Annotated in this window: 22 protein-coding genes; 8 read left to right on the forward strand and 14 right to left on the reverse strand. The window is 61.2% G+C overall.

Going from position 1 to position 23,514, the window contains the following annotated elements; genetic code table 11:
• Positions 1-82 precede the first annotated feature (82 nt).
• Together AACY52_RS12055 and AACY52_RS12060 are read left to right on the forward strand one after the other, a co-directional pair.
• A complete protein-coding gene (locus AACY52_RS12055; protein ID WP_339418071.1) occupies positions 83-2,122 on the forward strand; it encodes an NADPH-dependent 2,4-dienoyl-CoA reductase in 2,040 nt (679 codons plus the stop codon).
• A gap of 57 nt (positions 2,123-2,179) precedes the next feature.
• Positions 2,180-3,064 carry a 1-aminocyclopropane-1-carboxylate deaminase gene (locus tag AACY52_RS12060; protein ID WP_339437212.1) on the forward strand — a complete coding sequence of 295 codons (885 nt, stop codon included), beginning with the start codon at positions 2,180-2,182 and terminating at the stop codon, positions 3,062-3,064.
• 163 nt (positions 3,065-3,227) lie between these two features.
• Here AACY52_RS12060 and AACY52_RS12065 read toward each other — a convergent pair whose 3' ends face one another.
• From AACY52_RS12065 to AACY52_RS12075, 3 genes are all read right to left on the reverse strand, one after another.
• Positions 3,228-3,779, reverse strand: coding sequence for a cytochrome b (locus AACY52_RS12065; RefSeq protein WP_339560527.1), 552 nt, complete (start codon positions 3,777-3,779; stop codon positions 3,228-3,230).
• Between the two features lie 150 nt (positions 3,780-3,929).
• Entirely contained in the window at positions 3,930-4,757 is an 828-nt protein-coding gene (gene phnX, locus AACY52_RS12070) for a phosphonoacetaldehyde hydrolase (RefSeq protein WP_339417970.1), read from the reverse strand.
• Positions 4,754-5,878: a 2-aminoethylphosphonate--pyruvate transaminase gene (locus tag AACY52_RS12075; protein WP_339427855.1), complete on the reverse strand. Its 1,125-nt coding sequence runs from the start codon at positions 5,876-5,878 to the stop codon at positions 4,754-4,756. The genes phnX and AACY52_RS12075 overlap by 4 nt, the downstream gene beginning before the upstream one ends.
• 113 nt (positions 5,879-5,991) lie before the next feature.
• On the opposite strand from AACY52_RS12075, the gene AACY52_RS12080 reads away from it, so the two are divergent.
• A complete protein-coding gene (locus tag AACY52_RS12080) occupies positions 5,992-6,849 on the forward strand; it encodes a LysR substrate-binding domain-containing protein (protein ID WP_339417967.1) in 858 nt (285 codons plus the stop codon).
• 100 nt (positions 6,850-6,949) lie between these two features.
• On the forward strand, positions 6,950-7,657 hold the full coding sequence (locus tag AACY52_RS12085; RefSeq protein ID WP_049712595.1) for a YebC/PmpR family DNA-binding transcriptional regulator: 708 nt from the start codon (positions 6,950-6,952) through the stop codon (positions 7,655-7,657).
• A gap of 114 nt (positions 7,658-7,771) precedes the next feature.
• Here the strand turns inward: AACY52_RS12085 and AACY52_RS12090 are convergent, their stop codons facing one another.
• From AACY52_RS12090 to AACY52_RS12105, 4 genes are all read right to left on the reverse strand, one after another.
• Entirely contained in the window at positions 7,772-9,064 is a 1,293-nt protein-coding gene (locus AACY52_RS12090; RefSeq protein WP_339560519.1) for a protein kinase, read from the reverse strand.
• A gap of 39 nt (positions 9,065-9,103) precedes the next feature.
• Entirely contained in the window at positions 9,104-10,198 is a 1,095-nt protein-coding gene (zapE, locus tag AACY52_RS12095) for a cell division protein ZapE (RefSeq protein WP_339560520.1), read from the reverse strand.
• Positions 10,199-10,318: 120 nt separating this feature from the next.
• A complete protein-coding gene (locus AACY52_RS12100) occupies positions 10,319-11,056 on the reverse strand; it encodes an anti-sigma factor (protein WP_339417959.1) in 738 nt (245 codons plus the stop codon).
• Positions 11,053-11,559: a sigma-70 family RNA polymerase sigma factor gene (locus AACY52_RS12105; RefSeq protein ID WP_339417958.1), complete on the reverse strand. Its 507-nt coding sequence runs from the start codon at positions 11,557-11,559 to the stop codon at positions 11,053-11,055. The genes AACY52_RS12100 and AACY52_RS12105 overlap by 4 nt, the downstream gene beginning before the upstream one ends.
• Positions 11,560-11,727: 168 nt before the next feature.
• On the opposite strand from AACY52_RS12105, the gene AACY52_RS12110 reads away from it, so the two are divergent.
• Positions 11,728-12,810 (forward strand): catalase family peroxidase, encoded by a 1,083-nt coding sequence (locus AACY52_RS12110; RefSeq protein WP_339417957.1) that lies wholly within the window; start codon positions 11,728-11,730, stop codon positions 12,808-12,810.
• Positions 12,807-13,346 carry a cytochrome b gene (locus AACY52_RS12115; RefSeq protein ID WP_339560521.1) on the forward strand — a complete coding sequence of 180 codons (540 nt, stop codon included), beginning with the start codon at positions 12,807-12,809 and terminating at the stop codon, positions 13,344-13,346. Before AACY52_RS12110 ends, AACY52_RS12115 begins: the two co-directional genes overlap by 4 nt.
• On the opposite strand, the gene AACY52_RS12120 is transcribed toward AACY52_RS12115, so the two are convergent.
• Entirely contained in the window at positions 13,248-14,519 is a 1,272-nt protein-coding gene (locus AACY52_RS12120) for an MFS transporter (RefSeq protein ID WP_339438289.1), read from the reverse strand. The two genes, AACY52_RS12115 and AACY52_RS12120, sit on opposite strands and share 99 nt — an antisense overlap.
• A gap of 99 nt (positions 14,520-14,618) precedes the next feature.
• Between AACY52_RS12120 and AACY52_RS12125 the strand changes: the two genes are divergently transcribed.
• Positions 14,619-15,071: a helix-turn-helix domain-containing protein gene (locus AACY52_RS12125; protein WP_339560522.1), complete on the forward strand. Its 453-nt coding sequence runs from the start codon at positions 14,619-14,621 to the stop codon at positions 15,069-15,071.
• Here the strand turns inward: AACY52_RS12125 and AACY52_RS12130 are convergent.
• Positions 15,068-16,219: a M14-type cytosolic carboxypeptidase gene (locus tag AACY52_RS12130; protein ID WP_339417952.1), complete on the reverse strand. Its 1,152-nt coding sequence runs from the start codon at positions 16,217-16,219 to the stop codon at positions 15,068-15,070. The genes AACY52_RS12125 and AACY52_RS12130 overlap by 4 nt on opposite strands.
• Positions 16,220-16,684: 465 nt before the next feature.
• Positions 16,685-17,035 carry a DUF3077 domain-containing protein gene (locus AACY52_RS12135; RefSeq protein WP_339417951.1) on the reverse strand — a complete coding sequence of 117 codons (351 nt, stop codon included), beginning with the start codon at positions 17,033-17,035 and terminating at the stop codon, positions 16,685-16,687.
• A gap of 130 nt (positions 17,036-17,165) precedes the next feature.
• Here AACY52_RS12135 and AACY52_RS12140 point away from each other — a divergent pair, with 130 nt between their 5' ends.
• Complete coding sequence (locus tag AACY52_RS12140) at positions 17,166-17,798, forward strand: S24 family peptidase (RefSeq protein WP_339417949.1); 633 nt, start codon at positions 17,166-17,168, stop codon at positions 17,796-17,798.
• On the opposite strand, the gene AACY52_RS12145 is transcribed toward AACY52_RS12140, so the two are convergent.
• The 4 genes from AACY52_RS12145 to AACY52_RS12160 all read right to left on the reverse strand — a co-directional run bounded on the left by AACY52_RS12145 (position 17,795) and on the right by AACY52_RS12160 (position 23,417).
• Entirely contained in the window at positions 17,795-19,720 is a 1,926-nt protein-coding gene (locus AACY52_RS12145; protein WP_339417947.1) for an acetyl/propionyl/methylcrotonyl-CoA carboxylase subunit alpha, read from the reverse strand. The genes AACY52_RS12140 and AACY52_RS12145 overlap by 4 nt on opposite strands.
• Positions 19,717-20,523, reverse strand: coding sequence for a gamma-carboxygeranoyl-CoA hydratase (locus tag AACY52_RS12150; protein ID WP_065873467.1), 807 nt, complete (start codon positions 20,521-20,523; stop codon positions 19,717-19,719). Before AACY52_RS12150 ends, AACY52_RS12145 begins: the two co-directional genes overlap by 4 nt.
• 15 nt (positions 20,524-20,538) lie before the next feature.
• Positions 20,539-22,143 (reverse strand): carboxyl transferase domain-containing protein, encoded by a 1,605-nt coding sequence (locus tag AACY52_RS12155; protein ID WP_339417943.1) that lies wholly within the window; start codon positions 22,141-22,143, stop codon positions 20,539-20,541.
• Between the two features lie 110 nt (positions 22,144-22,253).
• Positions 22,254-23,417, reverse strand: coding sequence for an isovaleryl-CoA dehydrogenase (locus tag AACY52_RS12160; RefSeq protein ID WP_339417942.1), 1,164 nt, complete (start codon positions 23,415-23,417; stop codon positions 22,254-22,256).
• Positions 23,418-23,514 lie beyond the last annotated feature (97 nt).

Consider the following 23,514-nt stretch of genomic DNA (forward strand, 5'->3'; position numbering starts at 1 on the left):
CTCTTAGTCTGTGGGACATAAACCGATGGCGGGCCGCATGAGCCTGTCACGCCCCCGTGATGATCCGTTGTGGAGCTTGACCATGACCGCTGTTGCCTACCCGCACCTGCTGGCCCCGTTGGACCTGGGTTTTACCACCTTGCGCAACCGTACCCTGATGGGCTCGATGCACACAGGCCTTGAAGAAAAGCCCGGCGGTTTCGAACGCATGGCCGCCTATTTTGCCGAGCGCGCCCGTGGCGGCGTTGGCCTGATGGTCACGGGCGGCATTGGCCCGAATGACGAGGGCGGGGTGTACGCCGGCGCGGCCAAGCTGACCACCGACGAAGAAGCGCAAAAACACAAGATCGTGACCAACGCCGTGCACGAGGCGGGCGGCAAGATCTGCATGCAGATCCTCCACGCCGGTCGTTATGCCTACAGCCCTAAACAAGTTGCACCGAGCGCGATCCAGGCGCCGATCAACCCGTTCAAGCCCAAGGAGCTGGACGAAGAAGGCATCGAAAAGCAGATCCAGGATTTTGTCACTTGTTCGTTGCTGGCTCAGGTCGCCGAGTACGACGGCGTGGAAATCATGGGGTCCGAAGGCTACTTCATTAACCAGTTCCTCGCCGCCCACACCAACCATCGCACCGACCGTTGGGGCGGTAGCTACGAAAACCGCATGCGCCTTGCGGTGGATATCGTGCGCCGTGTGCGTGAAGCCGTCGGCCCGAATTTCATCATTATCTTCCGCCTGTCGATGCTCGATCTGGTGGAGGGCGGCAGCAGCTGGGAAGAAATTGTGCAGTTGGCCAAGGCTATCGAAGGCGCCGGTGCGACCCTTATCAACACCGGGATTGGCTGGCACGAAGCGCGTATCCCGACCATCGCCACCAAGGTGCCGCGCGGCGCGTTCAGCAAAGTCACCGCCAAACTGCGCGGTGCGGTGCAGATTCCGCTGATTACTACCAACCGCATCAACACCCCGGAAATCGCCGAGCAGATCCTCGCCGAGGGCGATGCCGACATGGTGTCCATGGCGCGCCCATTCCTGGCCGACCCGGAATTCGTCAACAAGGCCGCCGCTGGCCGTGCCGATGAAATCAACACCTGTATCGGCTGCAATCAGGCCTGCCTGGACCACACCTTCGGCGGCAAGCTGACCACCTGTTTGGTCAACCCGCGCGCGTGCTATGAGACCGAGCTCAATTACCTGCCCGTGCAGCAAATCAAGAAGATCGCCGTGGTTGGTGCCGGTCCTGCCGGTCTGGCGGCGGCAACCGTGGCTGCGGAGCGCGGCCATCAGGTGACGCTGTTTGATTCCGCCAGCGAGATCGGCGGCCAGTTCAATATCGCCAAGCGCGTGCCGGGCAAGGAGGAGTTCTTCGAAACCCTGCGCTACTTCAAACGCAAATTGCAGACCACCCACGTGGAGCTTTGCCTCAATACCCGTGTGGACGTGGCGCAACTGGCGGCGGGCGGTTATGACGAGATCATCCTGGCTACCGGCATCGCGCCGCGTACCCCGGCGATCCCGGGGGTCGAGAATGCCAAGGTACTGAGCTACCTGGACGTGATCCTCGAACGCAAGCCGGTAGGCAAGCGCGTAGCGGTGATCGGCGCCGGTGGTATCGGTTTCGACGTCTCGGAATTTCTCGTGCACCAAGGTGTGTCCACCAGCCTGGACCGCGAAGCGTTCTGGAAAGAGTGGGGCATCGACACCCAGCTGCAAGCCCGCGGTGGTGTAGCCGGTATCAAACCGCAACCCCATGCGCCGGCGCGTGAAGTGTTCTTGCTGCAACGCAAGACTTCCAAGGTGGGCGACGGCCTGGGCAAGACTACCGGCTGGATCCACCGTACCGGTTTGAAGAACAAGCAGGTGCAGATGCTCAACAGCGTCGAGTATTTGAAAATCGACGATGAAGGCCTGCATATCCGCATTGGCGCCGAGGGTGAACCCCAAGTGCTGGCGGTGGACAACATCGTCATCTGCGCCGGCCAGGACCCGCTGCGCGAACTGCAGGACGGCCTGGTCGCGGCGGGCCAGAACGTGCACCTGATCGGCGGCGCCGATGTGGCGGCCGAGCTGGATGCCAAGCGCGCTATCAATCAGGGTTCACGCCTCGCTGCCGAACTGTAAGAACCCAAACGGGGCGGTGTTAGACTACCGCCCCATTTTTCATGCAGATGTTTCCCGATGGGCCCCTTCGATTGGTTTCCCCGCGCACCGCTTGAACCCTTGCAGCTGGATTGGCTGCAAGGGGTCGAGCTGGCCGTGTTGCGCCTGGATTGTATCGACCCGCTGATCAGTGGCAACAAATGGTTCAAGCTCAGCGGGCATCTAGCGCAGGCGCAAAACGCCCGCGGCATCATCAGCCTGGGCGGCGCTTACTCCAACCATTTGCACGCGTTAGCCGCTGCCGGCAAGCGTTTTGACTTCCCTACCGTAGGCCTGCTGCGCGGGCATCCACAAGACACCCCTACTGTCCTCGACTTGAAGGCTTTTGGCATGCAATTGCATTGGCTGGGTTATGGCGGCTACCGCGCGCGCCATGAACCGGACTTTTGGCTGCCGTGGCGTGAGCAGTATCCCCATCTGCATCCCGTGCCTGAAGGCGGCGGTGGTAGTGCGGGTGCATTGGGTTGCTCCGTGTTGGTCGAGCAGGTGCGGGCGCAATTGCCCGCGCGGGGGTGGGCCGATTACGACGCTTGGTGGTTAGCTGCGGGCACTGGCACCACATTGGCCGGCCTGGTGCTGGCAGAGGCGGGCGCGCGCTTGGTGTATGGCGCCATGGCGGTGCCGGACGATCACGGCGTAACGCAGAACGTCGACGCTATCGTGCAGGGCGGTTATGAATTGTTGGACGCTAGCCGAGGTGGTTTTGCCAAGGTCGATCCGCTGCTGCTCGACTTTATTGACACCACGCAGCGAGCCTGCGGGTTGCCATTGGAGCCGCTCTACACCGGCAAGGCGTTACTGGCGTTGAAGCTGCAGATCGAAGCCGGGCGCTTCTCCCGCGGCACACGCCTGATCTTCGTCCACACCGGCGGCCTGCAGGGCTGTCGAGGGTTCAATGCCTGACACAGAACCCCTGTGGGAGCTGGCTTGCCTGCGTTCGGCCAGCGTGGTTGACGGGGCGCCTCAGATCAAAATCAAAAGCCAGGCGGTCTGACAGCCGACCGAGATCGTTTGGGGCGTGCTTGGTCAAAAATGTGGGAGCGGGCTTGCTCGCGAAGGGGGCGTGTCATTTGGCAGATTTGCTGACTGACGCAACCCCATCGCGAGCAAACCGACCCGGTATCATCCGCAACGCCGTGTTATCCCGCAGGATGTAATGGTGAGCAATTCCCGCCAGTGCATGCAGCCCGATCAGCCAATAACCGACCTTGCCGAACCAGACATGCCAGCCTTCAATCTGCTTGGCGAGGTCCTTGTTCTCGCCAATCAACGGCGGCAACTCCATGCCATAGAAACTCACCGAATGCCCCTCGGCACTGACAATCAGCCAACCGGCAATCGGCATGCCGATCATCAACGCATACAACGCGACATGCATCAGCGTAGCCAGCAAACGCTGCCATTGTGGCGGTGCAGGTAGGATCTTCGGTGCGACGCCCAGGCTGCGCGCAAACAACCGCAGCCACACCAGCACAAACACGGTAAGGCCAAACATAAAGTGCATTTCGACGATCAACGTTCGCGCACCGCTGCCTTTCGGAAACTGGCCGCGCAGTTCAATGCAGGCGTAGACCACTGCCAGCAGCACCACCATCAACCAGTGCAACGCGATCGACAGGGTGCTTTAGCGCGTATCGGAGTTTTTCCACGGCATCGCTGTGTTCCTCACTTATCAGGTCAGACCTCCGTTCTTTAATGACGAAGTCCTTTTAATGTAAGCCTGTTTTGTGCGTTTTACGCGGTGCGACTGCGCTTTTCTTGACCTCGGTCAGTGGCTCTGCGGCATTTCCCCACGCGCCAGGCGCGCATTGATGTCGGCGATCACCGAAGGCAGGTCGTTGATGGTGTCGATCAGGTAGTGCGGGCGCGAGCCTTCGAACATCGCTTCGACGCGCTTGCGCTCGCTGGCCAAAGTGGCGGCGTCAAGGGCGCTGAACTGCGCGTAGGTCAATCCCAGTGCGTTGCCGGAACAGGTCAGGGCAACGGTCCACATACCGGCGCGGCGGCCTTCGAGGATACCCGGCACCGTGTCGTCAACCTTTACGCACGCTGCCACATCATCGATACCCAGCGCGATCACATTAGCCAGCGCCTGGGCTGGCCAGGGGCGACCATTGGGCACTTCATCGGTGGCCACTACATGATCGGCGATATAACCGTTGGTGGCCGCCAGTGCGACGACTTTATCCATCACTTGTTTGGGGTAGCCGGAGCAGGAACCGATCTTTATGCCTTGCACGCGCAGCCGTGCGATGGTGTCGAGGGCACCGGGAATAAGCGTCGAGTGCTCGGCGATCTTCTCGATCTGCAATGGCATGAAGCGTTGGTAGATGGCGGTTACGTCGTCATCGCTCGGCGTGCGGCCGAAGGCTTTGCGGTAGCGTTCGGCGACCTGCGGCTGGTCGCACAGGGTGCGGATGTGGTCCCACTTGCCCATCCCCATCGGGCCACGGGCTTCTTCGATGGAGACTTGCACGTCGAATTCGGCAAAGGCTTCGACAAAAATCTGCGTGGGTGCGAAGGAGCCGAAGTCGACCACGGTGCCGGCCCAGTCGAGGATCACAGCTTGCAGGGCGTTGGGGTTCTGGTAGTTCATGCGTGTGTTCCGAAGGAAGAGAGGGTGATGCCCATGGCTTGCAGTACTTCGCCAATGGCGGTGACGGCGGCGTTCATATCGGTGGCATCGACATGGCCGATGCAGCCCACGCGAAAGGTTTCCACCTGGGTCAATTTACCCGGATACAGGATGAAACCCTTCGCCTTGACTCGTTCGTAAAAATCCTTGAATTGATAGCGCGGGTGTTGCGGAGCGTGGAAGGTGACGATGATCGGCGCCTGGATCGCCGCCGGTAGGAAGCTGCGCAGGCCCAGTTCGGCCATGCCATCCAGCAGCACCTGGCAGTTGCGTGCATAGCGTTGATGGCGCGCGGGCAGGCCGCCTTCTTCAACGTACTGCAGCAGCGCTTCGTGAAGGGCTGCGACCACGTGGGTCGGCGGGGTGAAGCGCCATTGGCCGGTCTTGGCCATGTAGCTGTGCTGGTCAAACAGGTCCATCGCCAGGGAATGGCAGTTGCCTTGGGCCGCGGCCAGCGCGGTTTTTTCGGCGAAGACAAAACCCATCCCCGGCACGCCTTCCAGGCATTTGCCGGAGGCGGCAATCAGAGCGTCGAACGGCACTTCTCGGGCGTCGATCGGCAGCGCACCAAAGGAACTCATGGCGTCGATGATCAGGCGCTTGCCGTGGTTTTTAATGACTTGGGCGATTTGCGGCAGTGGGTTGAGAATACCGGTGCTGGTTTCGCAGTGGATCAGCGCGACGTGGGTGATGGCCTTGTCGGCCTGCAGCAGCCGGTCGACGTCGGCGGCGGTGGTCGGTTTGTCTTCGGCGGTTTCAAAGGTGCTGAAATCGCGGCCGAGCACTTCGCAGATCCGGGCCAGGCGCTTGCCATAGGCACCGTTGATCAGCACCAGCACCTTGGCGTTGCGCGGTACGAGGGTGCCGATGGCGGCTTCGACAGCGAACGTGCCGCTGCCTTGCAATGGCACGCAATGGTGACTGTCGGCGCCGTTGAGAATCGCCAGCAGGTGTTCGCACGCACTGGCGGTGAGCTGGTTGAAACGGTCATCCCATGAACCCCAATCCACCATCATTGCCTGACGGGTCCGGGCGGAGGTGGTCAGGGGGCCAGGGGTCAGCAGGATCGGCGCGGTGGTCATCTCAAATTCTCGCAAGGCATCGGGGGCTGAAGCTACGGCGCCTAAATTGCAGTTTGGCTTGTCATCAATCAAATTGTTTGTTGTTATGCGAGCTATCAGTGAGGCCGATAGCTATGAATCTTTTTCAATTGCGCGCATTCGATGCCGTGGCCCGCGAAGGCAGTTTTACCCGTGCGGCGGCGCGGCTGTTCATCAGCCAACCGGCGGTAACCGGGCATATCAAGGCTCTGGAAGAGCACTACCAGATCCCGTTGCTGCGGCGTACCGCACGTCGGGTAGAGGTGACGCAGGAGGGCGCGCGCCTGGCGGCGATCACACGGGCGATCTTCGGCCTGGTGGATGAAGCGCAGGCGATGCTGGAGGCCAACCGGCAATTGCTCACCGGGCGCCTGGAAGTGGCGGCGGACGGCCCGCATCTGGTGATGCCGATGATCGCCAGCCTGCGCGCGCGTTACCCTGGGATTACCGTCAACCTGCGCTTGGGCAACGCCCAGGAAACCCTGGCTGCGTTGTTGTCCGAGCATGCGGATGTGGCGGTACTCACCGAAGTGGAGCCGCGTAATGGCCTGCATCTGCTACCCCTGAGCGCGTCGCGGATCTGCGCGCTGGTGCCTGCCAGTCACCCCTGGGCGACCCTGCCCAAGGGTATCCGCCTGGATCAGCTCAACGACGTGATCATGGTGCTGCGCGAGCCCAGCTCCATCACCCGGCGCACCTTCGATGCCGCCTGCCTGGCTGCCGGTGTACAGCCCAAGGTGCTGCTGGAACTCGACAGCCGTGAGGCGGTGACCGAGGCCGTTGCTGCCGAATTGGGCGTAGGCGTGGTGTCGTCGATGGAAGTCAGCCCCGACCCGCGCGTGTGCGCCGTGCCGATCCAGGGCGAAGGGCTGCTGAATCACCACATGCTTGGCTGCATGGAGCGGCGGCGCTCATTGCGCTTGACTCAGGCATTTTTCGAGTTGGCACCCTGACGGTTTTTTGGTGGAACGATGCGTTCTTGCGCTATAAACTCTGCCCCCAAAGCGCCGGCCAGTAGACGTTTCGGCGCGATGGACGAAAAGAGAGTGAGTCATGGGCGCACAGTGGAAAGTCAAACATAAAGAAGCGGCATCCAATGCCAAGGGCAAGATCTTCGGCAAGCTGGTGAAAGAAATCACCATCGCCGCCCGCAACGGCGCCGACACCGCGACCAACGCCCACCTGCGTCTGGTGGTGGAACAGGCCAAAAAGGCCTCGATGCCCAAGGAAACCCTGGAACGCGCGATCAAGAAAGGCGCCGGTCTGCTCGGCGAAACCGTGCAATACCACCGTGTCACCTACGAAGGGTTCGCCCCGCACCAGGTGCCGCTTATCGTCGAGTGCGTGACCGACAACATCAACCGCACCGTGGCTGAAATCCGTGTGGCGTTCCGCAAGGGTCAACTGGGTGCCTCCGGCTCCGTGGCGTGGGACTTCAACCACGTCGGCCTGATCGAAGCCTCGCCGGACAGCCCGGACGCCGATCCGGAAATGGCCGCGATTGAAGCCGGGGCCCAGGATTTCGAAGACGGCGAAGAAGAGGGCACCACCCTGTTCATCACCGAAACCACCGACCTGGACGCCGTACAAAAGGCCTTGCCGGAGCAGGGTTTCACCGTGCTGTCGGCCAAGCTGGGTTACCTCTCGAAAAATCCGGTGAGCGGTTTGAGCGCCGAGCAGATGGCCGAAGTCGAAGCCTTCCTGGAAGGCCTGGACAACCATGATGACGTGCAGGATATGTTCGTCGGTCTGGCTGGCTGAAACGCGGTAAAAAGTGTGGGCTGGCTTGCCTGCGATAGCGGTGTATCAGTCACTGAAAAAGTGAATGACACGAGCTCATCGCAGGCAAGCCAGCTCCCACATTTGAACCGAGTTTCAGTCCCGGTTCAGCAGTGCTTCGATTTCCTCGAACCCTGGCCGCGCCAGTACATCAGGCTGACAGCAGCTTTCTTGCAGCGTCATCAATTCGCTGTTCACCCGCTCCTCAACCCGCTCCAACAACTCCCCCAGCAACACGCCGAACGCCCGCACTTCAATGCGCTGCAACGCCTTGGTTTCCAGGGTGCCTGCCGTGGCATGGAACGACGCCGCGCCAAAGTCCCCCAGCAGGCAATCACCCGCTTCATTCCATAAAATATTGTGGCCGTAGAGGTCGCCATGGGTAATGCCATGACGGTGCAAATGCGCAGTCACCGAAGCGATGCCCCGTGCCATGCGCAAGGCCACTTCAAGCCTGAGGCGCATGCCCGATTCGTAGATATCCCGGGTGCACGAGGCCAGGCTCGGCAGGGCTGCAAGGTTGCGGTAGCTCGGGTCGATCAGGTCCATCACCAATGCGGCCTGGTCATCAGGATGGCCGATAACGCGGCCTTCTACCGTGATCAGGTTGGGGTGCAACCCGGCGGCGATGCAGGCTTGCATTTCGTGCAACGGTGAGCCGTCGCTGGTGATGGTGCCTTTATAGAGTTTGACTGCGACGGGTTTGCCTGACGGTTTCCACAGCGCTTTGCGGATAACGCCGGAAGCGCCTTCACCGAGGACTTCGGCCAGTTCCAGGTCGGACCAGGGAATATTGGGGGTGGCGTCATCAACTGCCACCTCCATCGCCATTTCCACCGGGTTACCGGCATAGGCCAGCCAGGTCAGGCTTGGCAGGGCCAGTAGCCATTCCGGCAGATGGGTGAGGCGGTTGGAGGCGATGCGCAGCAATTCGAGGTTGTGGCAGTGGGCCAGGCTCTCCGGCAGGTGCACCAGGAGATTGCCGGCCAGCATCAGCTTTTGCAGCAGCGGGCGCTTGCCCAGTTCGTCGGGCAATTGGCTGATGCGGTTATCGGTCAGGATCAGCCAGCGCAACAACGGCGGCAACGCGGCGGCAGGCACGTGGCGGATCTGGTTGGCCTTGAAGCCGATCATGCTCAGTCTCGTGCATTCGCCCAGGCAGGCTGGCAGTTCAGTAAAGAGGTTATCCGAGCAAAACAGCACGCGCAGGTGAGGCAGGCGGTGCAGGTCGTCGGGCAGGCTGCTCAGGGCGTTACCGCTGAGGTTGAGGATCTCCAGCGAGTCGGCCAGTTCAAAAATTTCCCGGGGGAATTCGGTCAGCCCACAGGACAGGTCCAGCCGCGTGATACCGGCCAGTTGGCCGGCCTTGAGTTGGGCGAGGGTATTCATGAACGGCGCAGTCACTCGACAAGGTGGCGTGAATGGCGTTCATGATACCGGGTCGCGCGAGCGTTGCGGGCCGGCCTGTTGCAATTGTCCGAGACGGCTGGCGGTGCGGGCGAGGTCGATGGCTTTGCCACCCAAGGCAAGGTTGAGGGGCTGCTCGCCGATCAGAATCAGTTGCTTGTCCCGGTCGTAGAGTACGTCCACCAGATTGATGAATCGCTGCTGCACGGCAATCGGGCACTCCGCCAGTTGTGGCAGGCCGTCGATGATCCAGTCATCGTAGTCCTGGCAGAGCAGCAAGTAGTCCATCACTGCCGTCAACTGTTCGCACAGGTCGTTGAAGGTGAAGGCAATGGAGCGGCCTGTATGGCGGCGACATATCAAGGTTCGAGTGCCGACGGGCAAGGGCTGAGGCGTGCAGTCTACAGCGGTCAAACCGAGTGCTTTGCGCTGGCTCGCGGTCCCCGGCCAGACGTAGTGACCGCTGGTAAAGCGTTGCACGCTCCGAGTCTGGGGCAGGCTGCGAAAATCCTGGGGCGAGCTGACTTCCAGCACCTCCATACGCGCGGCGATCAGGTCGATCACCGGCTTGAAGCGCTCGTGATACAGGGGGTTGGGTAGCAAGTCTTGCGGCGCATAGTTGGACGTTACCAGCACCAGCACACCGCGTCCGAACAGGGCCTTGAACAGCCGAGATATCAACATGGCATCGCCGATGTCGTGGACGTGGAATTCGTCGAAACACAGCACCCGGCAGTCCGTCAGCAGTTCATCCAGGGTCAAGACCAGGGCATCGTCTTGCCCGCGATGCTTGAACATGCCGCGATGCAGTTGGGCAAAAAAGTCATGGAAGTGCACACGTTGCTTCTCGGTAATCGGCAACGCCTGAAAAAAGCCATCCAGCAGCCAGCTTTTGCCGCGGCCCACCGACCCGTGCAAATACAGGCTGCGGGTGGGCTGGCCGGCGAGCAGGGTCTTGGTTTCACGGGCCAGGGCGGCAATGGCGCGGGTTTGGCCGCTGCTCAGGGTAAAGCCCTGTTGCTCGGCTTTTTGCTGAAAGAATGCAGGGATGGGCGAGTCGTCGAGGCTGTCGGTTCTTTTACCGAGGAGGCGACGGATAAGGGGAAGCACGGCCAATGCAAGTCACTCTGTATTTCAGTGGTCGCTTACTGTAGGGCGCCCGCCGCGATTTGACCAATAGAGCTAGGTGCCGCTGGGCGGCACCTAGCTCGATAGCATCGTGTTGGGCGTGGGCTTCTAGAACTTCAGCATCTGCGGGGTCGGCTGGCCCACGGGGCTGACCACCGCATAGTTGTAGCCAGCGCCCGACCAGTATTGGGCCTGCAAGCCATCGGCGCGGCGGCTGCCACTGGGCAGGAAACCGTTATCCGGGCCAGGCGGGCGGATGTAGAAACTGATGCGCCGCCCTTGCGGGTCTTCGTAGAGCACCATGGCGGCGGCACCTTGCTCGGTAGTGAGCAGGCGCCCGCTGACCGGCCTGAAGCCCGATGCGCTCAGGTCAGGCAGGCGGTGCGCCTGGTTGAAGTAGCGGTCTAGCCAAGCCTGCATCGTGCCGTCGCCCTGAACCTTGTAGTCGGCGGGCATGATGCCGTCCTGGGCAAACAGGCGGAAGGCTTGCATCGCATCGGCCATCGGCAACAGAGGCGGCTGAGTGGCTTCACGGGCGTGCCAGCCACCCAGGCCACCGAGGCTGACGGCGATCAATAGCATGGCTGCCGTAGCGAAATGGCGGCGCGATTGGCGCTTGATGCGCTGGCGAATCAGTGCTGGGTCCAGGTCCGGGTTAGCCGGCTGTTGCAGGGCACCGCCCAATGCGGCGCGCAGCAATTGCGCGTCGTGCTGCCAGGCGTGGACCTGGGCGGCGACGTCCGGATGGGCCGCCAGATAGGTTTCCAGGACACGGCGATCACTTTCCAGCAGTTGGTGATCGACGTAGGCATGCAAATCGCGTTCGCTGGGGGGCAGGCTGATCATTTGAGTATCCGCAGGGAAGGGCTGGCAATTTCGCCATCACTGAGTTGACGCAGGGCTTGGCGTGCCCGGGACAGGCGCGACATTACGGTACCGATGGGGACATCGAGGATCTCGGCGACTTCCTTGTAGCTCAAGCCTTCGACCGAGACCCACAGCAGCAGGGCACGCTGCTCGGTGTTGAGTTGATCGAAGGCTTGCAGGGTTGACTGGGCGATCACCGTACGTTCGACCGACGGCTGTGCATCATCACGCCCGGTAAAGAATTCCAGCATGCGTGCGTAGCGCCGTGTGCGGCGGTGGGTGTCGAGGAACTGCCGATAGAGGATCGAGAACAGCCACGCGCGCAAGTCGCCTTCGACGCGTTTGTCGGCCCAACTGATGATCGCTCGTTCCAGGGTCGACTGCACCAGGTCGTCGGCGCTGCTGGTGTTACGCGTCAGGGACACGGCAAAGCGCCGCAGCCTGGGGATGAGTTCACGTAACGGTTCGTCGAGTTCATGCATGGGGAGCTGGCTGTTCACTACGCTGGGACTAGAGAGACGTGCGGCGATGAAGGTTATTCCCCCTTGCCGGGAAATAAATCCAAGGCCTGGGAATAGAGCCAATCGGCGTTCGTCTTAATGCTCCGACCTTATGTTCACCCCTACGGCCTTTGGCCCTGGAGTTTCTTCATGGTAGATCACTCATCACCGCCCCGTCCCCCCTTGAGCACGTCGAGCCTGATCGCGCGCCTGGCGGGTATCGGAGCCGTGGTTGCGGTTATGGCGGGGGCATTTGCCTACGTCAATGGCACCCTCGACCCACAGCGCTTGCGTCCGAAAACCCTGGTCAATGCCTTGGAAACCAACAACGGTGTCCACCCAGGCTTCCGGCGTAACCATGCCAAGGGCGTGTGCGTGGCCGGCTATTTCGAGAGCAGCCCCGAGGCGCGTGCCTACTCCAGTGCCCAGGTGTTCAACGAGGCCAAGACCCCGCTGATCGGCCGGTTTGCCTTGCCCAGCGGCAACCCTTATGCGCCGGACAGCAGTGTGCCGATCCGCAGCTTTGCCGTGCAATTTAGCCAATCCAACGGCCAGCAGTGGCGCACCGGCATGAACAGCATGCCAGTGTTCCCGGTGGGTACGCCCGAGGCGTTCTACCAGATGCTCAAGGCCGGTGCGCCGGAGCCTTCCACCGGCAAGCCCAACCCGGCGAGCATGCCAGCGTTCTTTGCGGCTCATCCCGAGACGGCGCCGTTCCTGGCGTGGGTCAAGACCGCCAAGCCTTCCGCCAGTTATGCGACCGAAACCTACAACGGTATCAACGCGTTTTACCTGGTGGGCGCCGATGGCAAGCGCCAGGCCGTGCGTTGGGGCGTGGTGCCACAGCGTCAGGATGCAGCGGGCGATACCTCACCTGCGGGCAGCGATTTCCTGGAAAAAGACCTGGTGCGACGCCTGTCCGCTGGACCGTTGCGTTGGCAGTTGAACATGACCTTGGCCAATCCCGGTGACCCGCTGGACGATGCGAGCAAGACCTGGACCGGCGAGCATAAAGTCATCAATGCCGGCACCCTGGTGCTGCAAAGCAGCCAGGCTCAGGCCGATGGCGATTGCCGCGATATCAACTTCGACCCGCTGATTCTGCCCAGTGGCATCGAAGCCTCCAATGACCCGTTGCTCGCGGCACGTTCGGCGGCGTATGCCAGTTCGTACCTGCGCCGCGCCGGTGAAGTCAGCCCGTTGCGCAGCGCCCCTCAGGAGTCGAAGCCATGAATGACCAACCACGGTTTTTCGCCCCCCTGGCGCGCCTGCTGCACTGGCTCATGGCGCTGATGGTCATCGCCATGCTGTTTATCGGCGCGGGCCTGGCGGCGTCGGTTTCGCAGCGGCATGAATGGTTGATCCACCTGCACAAGCCGCTGGGTATCGCGATTCTGGCGCTGGTGATCGTGCGGCTGGTGGTGCGCTTCTCCACGCGCCAAGCACCGTTGCCCGCCGACGTACCGCTGTGGCAAGTGTTGGCAGCCAAGGCGTCTCACCTGGTGCTGTATGCCTTGATGCTGGTGTTGCCGCTGCTGGGTTGGGCGATGATTTCGGCGGCGGGCGACCCGGTGATGCTTAGCAGTTCAGTGCAGCTGCCGGCGCTGGTGGGGGCAAATGCGCCTTTGTTTGCGGTGCTGCGCAAGGCCCATGGGTTCCTGGCCTATCTGCTATTCCTCACCGTGTTGTTGCACCTGGCGGCGGCGCTGTTCCATGGGCTGATTCGCCGTGACGGCGTGCTTCAAAGCATGACCGGCAGCAAAGACTGAGACCGGTTTCGGGGGCAGTGTGGTCAGCCAGTAGATCAATGCCAGCAGGTTCATCGCCGCGCCCAGGCCGCACACCCCGATCCACCCGGCCCAGGCATACATCGCCGTGGCACTGACCGATCCCACCGCACTGCCTACTGAGTAAAACACCATGTAACCCGCCACCAGCCGACTCTGTGCATCGGGGCGTACCGCATAGATCAGGCTTTGGCTGGTGACGTGCACGGCCTGCAAGCCCAGGTCGAACACAATCACCCCCAGCGACAGTGCCCACAGAGACGATTGGGTAAAACCGATGGCAACCCAAGAGAGCAGCATGAGCAGCAGTGCCGTGCCGCTGACCCATTGGGCGAAGCCCTTGTCGGCCAGGCGTCCGGCGTGCGCGGCACCCAGGGCTCCGGCGGCACCGGCGAGCCCGAAGAGGCCGACCTGCGTGTGCGAAAGCGACAGCGGCGGGGCGCTCAAGGGCAATACCATTGGCGTCCACAGGACGGTGCCGGCGGCGAAAATCAGCATCGCCAGCACGGCGCGGTCACGCAGGACTTTTTCCTCTTTGAACAAGCTGAAAACCGAGCGGATCAACGCGCCATAGGTGCCGGTTGCCTGCGGTTGCTCCGTGCCTGGCAGCACTCTCCACAGCAGGATCGCCATCAATAACGTCAGGCCTGCCGACAGCATGTACACCGAACGCCAACCCGCCAGGTCAGCCATGGCGCCTGAAACCGAGCGCGCCAGCAGCAAGCCGACCACGATACCGCTGGTAACCAGCCCGACCACGTGCCCGCGCTGTTCAGGCGACGCCAGATGGGCCGCGAATGCCACCAGCACCTGGGCGATAACGGCCAACAGCCCGGTGAGCACCATGCCGGCCAGCAACCAGAAACTGTTGCAAGACAACGCCACCACCAGCACGGCGAGCGTGGAAAGCAGCAGTTGGGTGACGATCAGTTTGCGCCGGTTGAGTAAATCCCCGAGAGGCACCAGCAGCAACAGTCCCACGCCATAGCCGACCTGGGTGAGGGCGATGATGATGCCAACGGTGGCGTGATCCATGGCGAAGGTCTCGGCCATGGCGTCGAGCAGCGGCTGCGCGTAGTAGACGTTGGCCACCGACAGGCCACAGGCGATGGCGAACAGCAACACCACGGCGCCGCTCAAGGGGGATGAGGGCATGCGGCTTATCCTTGTGTGGTTCTAAAATGAAACCAGTTGCACGGTAAGGATTCCGGTTTTATATTGCAACCACATTATTGATCCAAGACAGGCAGCCTGATGGTCAACCTCACCCGTTTTGAAAGTGCCGAATGCCCGGTGGCGCGTTCGTTGGATGCCATTGGCGATGGTTGGTCGTTGCTGATCATTCGCGACGCGTTTGATGGCATCCGTCGCTTTAGTGAATTCCAGCGCAGCTTGGAGATGGCCAAGAATATTCTGTCCACGCGCTTGCGCAGCCTGGTGAACCATGGCGTGCTAGAGGTCGTGCCTGCGTCGGATGGTAGTGCGTATCAGGAGTACGCCCTCACGGAAAAGGGTCAAGGCCTGTTCAACGTGATCATCGGGTTACGGCAGTGGGGGGAAGGGTTTTTCTACGGGGCAGGCGAGGCGCATTCAGTGATGGTAGACCGCGCCCAGGGTGAGCCGCTGCGAGCGCTGGAATTGCGCTCCGCGGATGGACGCTTGCTGGGGCCCGAGGATTGTCGGCGGGTGCCCGCCGAGTCGGTTTAACGCAGTTCGTCGACGATAGAGGCGACGGTGCTCAACACATCCTTGCCCAACTGCATCGAGCGTTTACCTGACCAACCGGTGTGCGGGTTGGGGGCGTCGTCGTTGTCCTTGAAGGGCATTTCCAGGGTCAGGGACAGGCAGTCGTATTGCTCGCCTACCGCGTTGCAGGCCAGGCTCATGTTGGCTTCTCCCGGCAGGTCGCGGGTATAGCCGTAGGTCGTCTGGAAGTCGCGGGTCAGGCCACTCAAGTGGCTGCGGAAATGTTCTTCCAGCGCCTCGATGCGCGGGGTATAGCCGGGGTTGCCTTCACAGCCAGCGGTGAATACGTAGGGGATTTCCTCGTCGCCGTGGATATCGAGGAACAGGTCAACGCCGTACTTTTCCATTTGTTGCTGCACGAACAGCACTTCCGGGCTGTTCTCCTGGCTGGCGCTCTGCCAGGCGCGGTTGAGGTCCTGGCCCATGGCGTTGGTGCGCAGGTGGCCGTGGAAGGCGCCGTCCGGGTTCATGTTGGGCACCAGATACAGGTCGGCGACTTTCAGCAGCTTTTTCATCTCATCGTCGCCGTCCTGTTGCAGGCGTTCGATGATGCCTTCCATAAACCATTCGGCCATGTGCTCGCCGGGGTGCTGTTGAGCGATGATCCAGATCTTGCGCCGGCCTTCGCCCCCTTTACCCCGCCGTAACAGCTGGATATCACGGCCTTCAACACTTTTACCGGTGGCCAGCAGTTGGGTGCCAGTGCGGTTCAGGGCCTGCTCGATCAGCCAGTCGTGACGCTCGCGGCTATAGGGTTCGAAATAGGCGAGCCAGGCATGTTTTTCGCGGGTCTCGAGGCTGATATGCAGGATTTCTCCATCAAATCGCGAAGGTACCCTAAACCAATTGATGTGGTCGTAGGACGCCACGGCGTTGTAGCCGCTCCATGCGTTGGGGTAGGAGGACTGTCCGGCGTTGCTCAGGCGAAAGGTATGGGTGTGGCCCACATGCATGCCTTCGGCCTTGAAGTGGAACCATTGGTAATGCGCGCTGCATGTATCGGGTTTGATTGCCAGCAACAACTGATAGGCATCGTGGGCATCCAGTACCTGGATATTGCCACTGTCGAAGTCGGTGCTGATTTTGATGGAGGTCAAGGCCACGGTCATAGTCTGGTTGCCTGAATATGAGTGTTGTGGCGGCTATATTACACAGGAGTCTGGTAAAGATCGGATGCAAAATTGTTGCGAGAGGGAGGGGGCGTCGTCCTTGACGCCGCGGCAGCTTAGAATCTATGAGATTGATTCTCAAGCGCTAATTCGCAAAGATGTGGGCTAGAGCTATCCGCTGGCTTTCTTTTGGCGATGGTCGTTTGCTACCATGCGCGCCATCAAGTCGCACACAGTCTTCATTAGCCTGAAGCCACGCCAGGGAAACTGGCAAAAAAAAGACCCGGCCAAAGAGCCGGGTCAAAAACCGTGATTAGCCTGATGAGGAGATATTCCAAGAGTCCGACCTAAGGTCCCTTGTTCTATCGACTGATCTCGCGATCAGCTAGGCCCAATAATAATCATTATCATTTGCAAGTCAAATGTTTTTATCCTTGGGATAGAAATATTTTTTCTAACCGCCAGTTATCTATTCGCTTGAGCCTCTGGCACTTGCAACGACCGCTCCACCATCGCCTTCGCCATATCGATCAAATACACCACTGAAAACGCCATGTCACGATGACTGCCCTGATGGCTGCTCGCTGATGCATAGGCCGTGGCCGCAGCGCTGCGCAACAGCTCCGAGGCGTGCACCAGGGCGTCCTCCTGGCTGATGCCTGCATTGATGGCAAACAAGGCCTCTTCAGGGGTTGATGTCGACATATCCTCTTTCAAGTAAAAGTCCAACGCACGCTTGGCAGCACCGCTGCTGCGCAGGTCGTGCAATTCATCGTCTTCCGGGATTTCAGGCAGGAGAAGCGGGCTTGTCGTCATAAGGGGCGGTACTCTGGGTGGGTGTCGAAAACCTTATGTCCGATGATAGTACGTATCGTATTTATGTCGTTTTATGGATTACTACAAACTGTTTATTGCCCTGAAAACTACGTGACGTATTGTCAGCCCCATGGATAACTGGATCGCGTTGGTCAAGGCCAACATGGAAGACCGCAAGGTCACGCAAGGTGAGTTGGCTGAACGCTTGGGCATGTCCCAGGGGGGCGTGGGCCATTGGCTCAACAAGCGCCGTGCACCCAGCCTGGCGGACATGAACCGGGTATTGGCGGCGTTGGGCCTGGGCTACCTGGAGGTCGCGCTGGATATTCGCGAGCGGGCCGATGAAGTGCCTCCGGAGAAAAACTACAACCCGTATTTCCGCTATCCGGTCAGCGACTGGAAAGGGCTGTGCGAAATCCGCGAAGAGCGAACGCCTTATGGTACCGCCCGCTTCGAGTTGACGGATTATCATGCCCACGGCGATGCCTTTTGGCTGCCGGTCACAAGCGATGCCATGACGGCACCCAGCGGGCTCAGCGTGAGTGCGGGCATGATGATTCTGGTCGATCCGGCCATTACCGCCGAGCCCGGCAAGCTGGTGGTCGCCCAATGGGCCGATAGCCCCCAGGCGACCTTCCGTCAGCTGCAGGAAGAGAGCGGCCAGCTCTATCTGGTGCCGCTCAATCCGACTTACCCGAAACGGCAGTTCACCGGCGATTGCCGCATTCTTGGCGTCGTTGTGCAGGCCACGGCAAAGTTCTAGACCTTTGTTTCCAGCTCCACCAACGCGCAACCTTCGGCAACCATTTCGCCTTCCTGGCAGAACAGCGCCTTGACCACTCCAGCCTGGGGCGCGCGAATGCTGTGTTCCATCTTCATAGCCTCCAGCACCACCAGTTGCGTGCCGGCCTCCACGTTGTCCCCGACCTGCACCAGCACGCGCACGATGCTGCCGTTCATCGGTGCCGTAAGGCCACCTTGATGAGCGCCGCTGGCGTCGAACGCTGCAATCGGGTCAAGCAGGCTGACGGCATGCACCTCGCCGTCCCAACGCAGGTACACCGTGCGGTCGTGGCGCACAGCCAGATGGCCAAGGCGCACGCCCTGGTGCTCGATCAACAACTGTTCACCGCGCAATTGCGCGGTATCGGCAGCGAGTGTCACCAGCCGATCCTGACCATTGCAGCTCAAATGCAGCGAAACCTCGGCAGGTAAACCGGCACGAAAGCCTCGCTTATCTGCCCAAGGCCCGTCACCGGCCGGCAAGGTCTGTATGAACGCCGCGCCCGCTGCCTGCCAGAAATCATTGCTCAGTTCGCCAGGTGTCGGCAGCAGCTCATCCTGATAGCGCGGAATAAAGCCGGTATCCAACTCGGCTGCCGCAAACGCCGGATGCCCGATAATGCGCCGCAAAAAGCCCAGGTTGGTCTTCAGGCCACCCACGGCAAACTCATCCAGCATGCCCAGCAGGCGCAGGCGCGCCTGTTCACGGTCCTCGCCCCAGGCAATCAGCTTGCCCAGCATCGGGTCGTAGTAGGGCGACACGCTATCGCCTTGCTCGACACCGCTGTCCACGCGGCGGCCAGCGCCCGACGCGGGTTCGCGGTACAGCGTCAGGTGCCCGGTGGCGGGCAGGAAATCATTGGCCGGGTCCTCGGCATACAGGCGTACTTCGATCGCATGGCCGATCAGCGGCACCTGCTCCTGGGTGATCGGCAGCGCCTCGCCCTGAGCGACACGAATCTGCCAGGCCACCAGGTCGAGGCCCGTAATCGCCTCGGTCACCGGATGCTCCACCTGCAGACGCGTGTTCATCTCCATGAAGAAGAACTCACCGCGAGCGTCCAGCAAAAACTCCACGGTACCTGCGCCGACATACCCGATGGCCTGGGCCGCACGCACAGCGGCTTCGCCCATGGCTTTGCGTTGTTCAACACTCAAGCCTGGAGCCGGCGCTTCCTCGACGACTTTTTGGTGGCGCCGCTGGATCGAGCAATCCCGTTCATTGAGGTACAGGCAATGCCCATGCTGATCGGCAAACACCTGGATCTCCACGTGACGCGGCTTGAGCAGGTATTTTTCAACCAGCATCTGCCCGTTGCCGAAGGACGACAGCGCCTCACGTTGTGCCGAGGCCAGGGCCTCGGCCAGTTGGCTGACGTCCTCGACCACCTTCATGCCTTTGCCACCGCCACCGGCCGTGGCCTTGAGCAGTACGGGGTAGCCGATACGCTCGCAGGCCGCGCGGAAGGTTTCCAAGTCCTGGGCCTCGCCGTGATAACCCGGCACCAGCGGCACGCCGGCGGTTTCCATCAACGCCTTTGCGGCCGACTTGCTGCCCATGGCATCGATGGCCGAGGCGGGCGGCCCGAGGAAGATCAAGCCGGCGGCTTCAATCGCGCGGGCAAACCCTGCGTTCTCCGACAGAAAACCATAGCCTGGGTGAATTGCCTGGGCGCCACTGGCCTGGGCGGCGGCGATCAGTTTATCGATTTGCAGGTAGCTGTCTGTGGCCTTGCTGCCGCCCAGGTCGACACGGATATCGGCCTCACGGCTGTGGCGTGCATCGCGGTCGGTGGCGCTGTGTACGGCCACGGTTTTCAGGCCCATGGCCTTGGCGGTGCGCATCACGCGGCAAGCGATCTCGCCACGATTGGCGACCAGCAGGGTCGTGAGTGGGCTCATGAACGCGGCTCCTGTGGCTGCCAGCTCGGTGGACGTTTTTGCAGGAAGGCGCGCAAACCTTCCTGGCCCTCGGCGCTGACGCGAATGCGCGCAATCGCATTTTCGCAATAGCGACGCAGGGCCGGGGTGAGGGCGCCGTTGCCGACTTCGCGCAGCAAGTCTTTGCTGGCACGCATCGCCGCCGGGCTGTTTTGCAACAGGTTGGCGACCCACTGTTCCACCTGCTGGTCCAGCGTGTCGATTGGGTAGCTCTCCGCCAGCAAACCGATCTCCCGTGCACGCTGGCCGCCAAATCGCTCAGCGGTCAGCGCATAGCGCCGCGCCGCGCGTTCGCCGATGGCCTGCACCACAAACGGGCTGATCACCGCCGGCGCCAAGCCAATGCGTACTTCCGACAGACAGAACTGCGCGTCGTCCGCGCCAATCGCCATGTCGCAGCAACTGATCAGGCCCAGTGCGCCGCCGTAGGCCGCGCCTTGTACCACCGCCAGTGTCGGGATTTTCAGCTTGGCCAGGTTGTACATCAGCTCCGCCAGTTCGCGGGCGTCGTCCAGGTTGGTGTGGTAATCCAATTCGGCCGATTGCTGCATCCAGGCCAGGTCTGCGCCGGCACTGAAGTGCTTGCCTCGCCCGCGTAGGACTAAAAAGCGCAAGGACGGATCGCCTTGCACCTGGTCGAGGGCGATGATCAGTTCGCGGATCATCTCGGCGTTGAATGCGTTGTTCTTGGCTTCACGACTGAGCCACAGCGTGGCAAAACCACGGCTGTCGGTGATCAGTTCGAGGGTATTGAAATCGCTCATGGGGTGCAGCTCCATTTACATGCGGAACACGCCGAAGCGGCTCGGCTCGATGGGGGCGTTCAGCGAGGCGGACAAGGCCAGGGCCAGCACGTCACGGGTCTGCAGCGGATCGATGACACCGTCGTCCCACAGGCGCGCGCTGGAATAGTAGGGGTGGCCCTGGGTTTCGTACTGGTCGAGGATTGGCTGCTTGATCGCGGCTTCTTCTTCGGCGCTGAAACCAACGCCCGCGCGTTCAGCCTGCTCACGTTTTACCTGCACCAGCACGCCGGCCGCCTGTTCGGCCCCCATCACGCCGATGCGTGCGTTCGGCCACATCCACAAGAAACGCGGGTCATAGGCACGGCCGCACATGCCATAGTTACCGGCACCAAAGCTGCCACCGATGATCACCGTGAACTTCGGCACCTTGGCGCAGGCCACTGCGGTGACCAGCTTGGCGCCGTGTTTGGCAATGCCGCCAGCTTCGTATTTCTGCCCGACCATAAAGCCGGTGATGTTCTGCAGGAACAGCAGGGGAATGCCGCGCTGACAGGCCAACTCGATAAAGTGCGCGCCTTTTTGCGCCGCCTCGGCAAACAGAATCCCGTTGTTGGCCAGTATCGCCATCGGGTAGCCGTGCAGGTGCGCAAAGCCGCACACCAGCGTGTTACCGAACAGTGCTTTGAACTCATCGAACACCGAGCCGTCGACCAGCCGTGCGATCACTTCGCGTACGTCAAAGGGCTGCTTGGCGTCGGCCGGGATCACACCGTAAAGCTCTTCGCAGCTGTAAAGCGGTGCTACGGGCGTGCGCTGCAACAGTTCGCCCTGCTTGCGCCAGTTGAGGTTGGCCACGCTGCGCCGGGCCAGCGCCAGAGCGTGTTCATCGCTGTCGGCGTAGTGGTCGGCCACGCCAGAGATCTTGCAGTGCACATCGGCACCGCCGAGGTCTTCGGCGCTGACTACTTCACCGGTGGCAGCCTTCACCAAAGGCGGTCCGGCGAGGAATATCGTCGCCTGGTTGCGCACCATGATTGCCTCGTCCGCCATCGCCGGCACATAAGCACCGCCGGCTGTGCATGAGCCCATTACCACGGCAATCTGCGGGATGCCTTGGCCGCTCATATTGGCTTGGTTGAAGAAGATCCGCCCGAAGTGCTCGCGGTCCGGAAACACTTCATCCTGACGTGGCAGGTTGGCGCCGCCGGAGTCCACTAGGTAAATGCACGGCAGGCGATTCTGCTCGGCGATGGTTTGCGCGCGCAGGTGCTTTTTTACAGTCAGGGGGTAGTAGGAGCCGCCTTTTACGGTGGCATCGTTGGCGACGATCATGCATTCGACGCCCTCCACGCGGCCGATCCCGGCTATTACGCCAGCGGCGGGCACATCTTCGCCATACACCTGATAAGCGGCCAATTGGCTGAGCTCGAGAAACGGCGAGCCTGGGTCGAGAAGGCGGTTGATGCGCTCGCGTGGCAGCAATTTGCCGCGTGACGTGTGCCGTTCCTGAGCCTTGGCGCCGCCGCCTTGCTGCACATGCGCGAGCAGGCTGTGCAGGGCGTCGACCTGTTGGCGCATCGCCGCGCTGTTGGCGGCAAACTCCGCCGATCGTGGGTTGAGCTGGGTGTGTAAAAGCATGGCTTACTCCGTAGGCGTTGCGAGCTACGAACTGCAAGCTGTCAGCCACAAGCTGCAAGTAAACGCGGTCCTCTTGCAGCTTGAAGCTTGGCACTTGCGGCTGACGAAATTCATTTCGTCTCGTTAAAGAGTTCGCGGCCGATCAGCATCCGGCGGATCTCACTGGTGCCGGCGCCGATTTCGTACAGCTTGGCATCGCGCAGCAGGCGCCCGGCAGGGAATTCGTTGATGTAGCCGTTGCCACCGAGAATCTGGATCGCATCGAGGGCCATTTGCGTGGCGCGTTCGGCGCTGTAGAGGATCACCCCGGCAGCATCCTTGCGCGTGGTTTCGCCACGTTCGCAGGCCTGGGCCACCGCGTAGAGATAGGCGCGGCTGGCGTTGAGTTGGGTGTACATGTCGGCGACCTTGCCCTGGATCAGCTGGAATTCGCCGATGCTCTGGCCGAACTGCTTGCGGTCGTGGATGTAGGGCACGATCAGGTCCATGCAGGCCTGCATGATCCCGGTGGGGCCACCGGAAAGCACCACGCGTTCGTAGTCCAGGCCGCTCATCAGCACTTTCACGCCGCCATTGAGTACACCGAGGATGTTTTCTTCGGGCACTTCGACGTCATCGAAAAACAGTTCGCAGGTGTTGGAGCCGCGCATGCCTAGTTTGTCGAACTTGTTGCTGCGGCTGAAGCCTTTGCAGTCGCGCTCGACGATAAACGCGGTGATGCCGTGGGCACCTTTTTCCAGGTCGGTCTTAGCGTAGATCACGTAGGTGCTGGCGTCAGGGCCGTTGGTGATCCAGGTCTTGCTGCCGTTGAGCACGTAATGATCGCCGCGCTTATCCGCGCGCAGTTTCATCGAGACCACATCGGAACCGGCGTTCGGCTCGCTCATGGCTAACGCGCCGACGTGTTCGCCGCTGATGAGTTTGGGCAGGTACTTGAGTTTCTGTTCGTGGTTGCCGTTGCGGTTGATCTGGTTTACGCACAGGTTGGAGTGCGCGCCATAGGACAAGGCCACCGACGCCGAACCGCGGCTGATTTCTTCCATGGCCACCACGTGCGCCAGGTAACCCAGGCCGGCGCCGCCGTACTCTTCCGGCACAGTAATGCCTAACAGGCCCATGTCGCCGAACTTGCGCCACAGGTCCACTGGGAACAGGTTGTCGATATCAATCTGTGCCGCACGGGGCGCGATTTCCTTGCCCACGAACGACTGCACCTGGTCGCGCAGCATGTCGATGGTTTCACCGAGGGCGAAGTTCAGGGACGGGTAACTCATGGACGGGCACCTTAATGTGAGCGTTGTTTTTGTGTGGATGGCGCGCCAGGGGAGGGCGTTCACCTTTACGTTAACGTAAGCTTGCGTTAAGGCGCTG

This window comes from Pseudomonas sp. EA_65y_Pfl1_P113, from assembly GCF_963970525.1.
Lineage (GTDB): Bacteria > Pseudomonadota > Gammaproteobacteria > Pseudomonadales > Pseudomonadaceae > Aquipseudomonas > Aquipseudomonas tritici.

What these genes read in the sequence shown, in the direction of transcription:
- AACY52_RS12055 (WP_339418071.1), top strand. Translation starts at nt 83, where the DNA reads ATGACCGCTGTTGCCTACCCGCACCTGCTGGCCCCGTTGGACCTGGGT.
- AACY52_RS12060 (WP_339437212.1), top strand. Translation starts at nt 2,180, where the DNA reads ATGGGCCCCTTCGATTGGTTTCCCCGCGCACCGCTTGAACCCTTGCAG.
- phnX (WP_339417970.1), bottom strand. Translation starts at nt 4,757, where the DNA reads ATGAACTACCAGAACCCCAACGCCCTGCAAGCTGTGATCCTCGACTGG.
- AACY52_RS12075 (WP_339427855.1), bottom strand. Translation starts at nt 5,878, where the DNA reads ATGACCACCGCGCCGATCCTGCTGACCCCTGGCCCCCTGACCACCTCC.
- AACY52_RS12080 (WP_339417967.1), top strand. Translation starts at nt 5,992, where the DNA reads ATGAATCTTTTTCAATTGCGCGCATTCGATGCCGTGGCCCGCGAAGGC.
- AACY52_RS12085 (WP_049712595.1), top strand. Translation starts at nt 6,950, where the DNA reads ATGGGCGCACAGTGGAAAGTCAAACATAAAGAAGCGGCATCCAATGCC.
- AACY52_RS12090 (WP_339560519.1), bottom strand. Translation starts at nt 9,064, where the DNA reads ATGAATACCCTCGCCCAACTCAAGGCCGGCCAACTGGCCGGTATCACG.
- AACY52_RS12100 (WP_339417959.1), bottom strand. Translation starts at nt 11,056, where the DNA reads ATGATCAGCCTGCCCCCCAGCGAACGCGATTTGCATGCCTACGTCGAT.
- AACY52_RS12105 (WP_339417958.1), bottom strand. Translation starts at nt 11,559, where the DNA reads ATGCATGAACTCGACGAACCGTTACGTGAACTCATCCCCAGGCTGCGG.
- AACY52_RS12110 (WP_339417957.1), top strand. Translation starts at nt 11,728, where the DNA reads ATGGTAGATCACTCATCACCGCCCCGTCCCCCCTTGAGCACGTCGAGC.
- AACY52_RS12115 (WP_339560521.1), top strand. Translation starts at nt 12,807, where the DNA reads ATGAATGACCAACCACGGTTTTTCGCCCCCCTGGCGCGCCTGCTGCAC.
- AACY52_RS12120 (WP_339438289.1), bottom strand. Translation starts at nt 14,519, where the DNA reads ATGCCCTCATCCCCCTTGAGCGGCGCCGTGGTGTTGCTGTTCGCCATC.
- AACY52_RS12125 (WP_339560522.1), top strand. Translation starts at nt 14,619, where the DNA reads ATGGTCAACCTCACCCGTTTTGAAAGTGCCGAATGCCCGGTGGCGCGT.
- AACY52_RS12130 (WP_339417952.1), bottom strand. Translation starts at nt 16,219, where the DNA reads ATGACCGTGGCCTTGACCTCCATCAAAATCAGCACCGACTTCGACAGT.
- AACY52_RS12135 (WP_339417951.1), bottom strand. Translation starts at nt 17,035, where the DNA reads ATGACGACAAGCCCGCTTCTCCTGCCTGAAATCCCGGAAGACGATGAA.
- AACY52_RS12140 (WP_339417949.1), top strand. Translation starts at nt 17,166, where the DNA reads ATGGATAACTGGATCGCGTTGGTCAAGGCCAACATGGAAGACCGCAAG.
- AACY52_RS12145 (WP_339417947.1), bottom strand. Translation starts at nt 19,720, where the DNA reads ATGAGCCCACTCACGACCCTGCTGGTCGCCAATCGTGGCGAGATCGCT.
- AACY52_RS12150 (WP_065873467.1), bottom strand. Translation starts at nt 20,523, where the DNA reads ATGAGCGATTTCAATACCCTCGAACTGATCACCGACAGCCGTGGTTTT.
- AACY52_RS12155 (WP_339417943.1), bottom strand. Translation starts at nt 22,143, where the DNA reads ATGCTTTTACACACCCAGCTCAACCCACGATCGGCGGAGTTTGCCGCC.
- AACY52_RS12160 (WP_339417942.1), bottom strand. Translation starts at nt 23,417, where the DNA reads ATGAGTTACCCGTCCCTGAACTTCGCCCTCGGTGAAACCATCGACATG.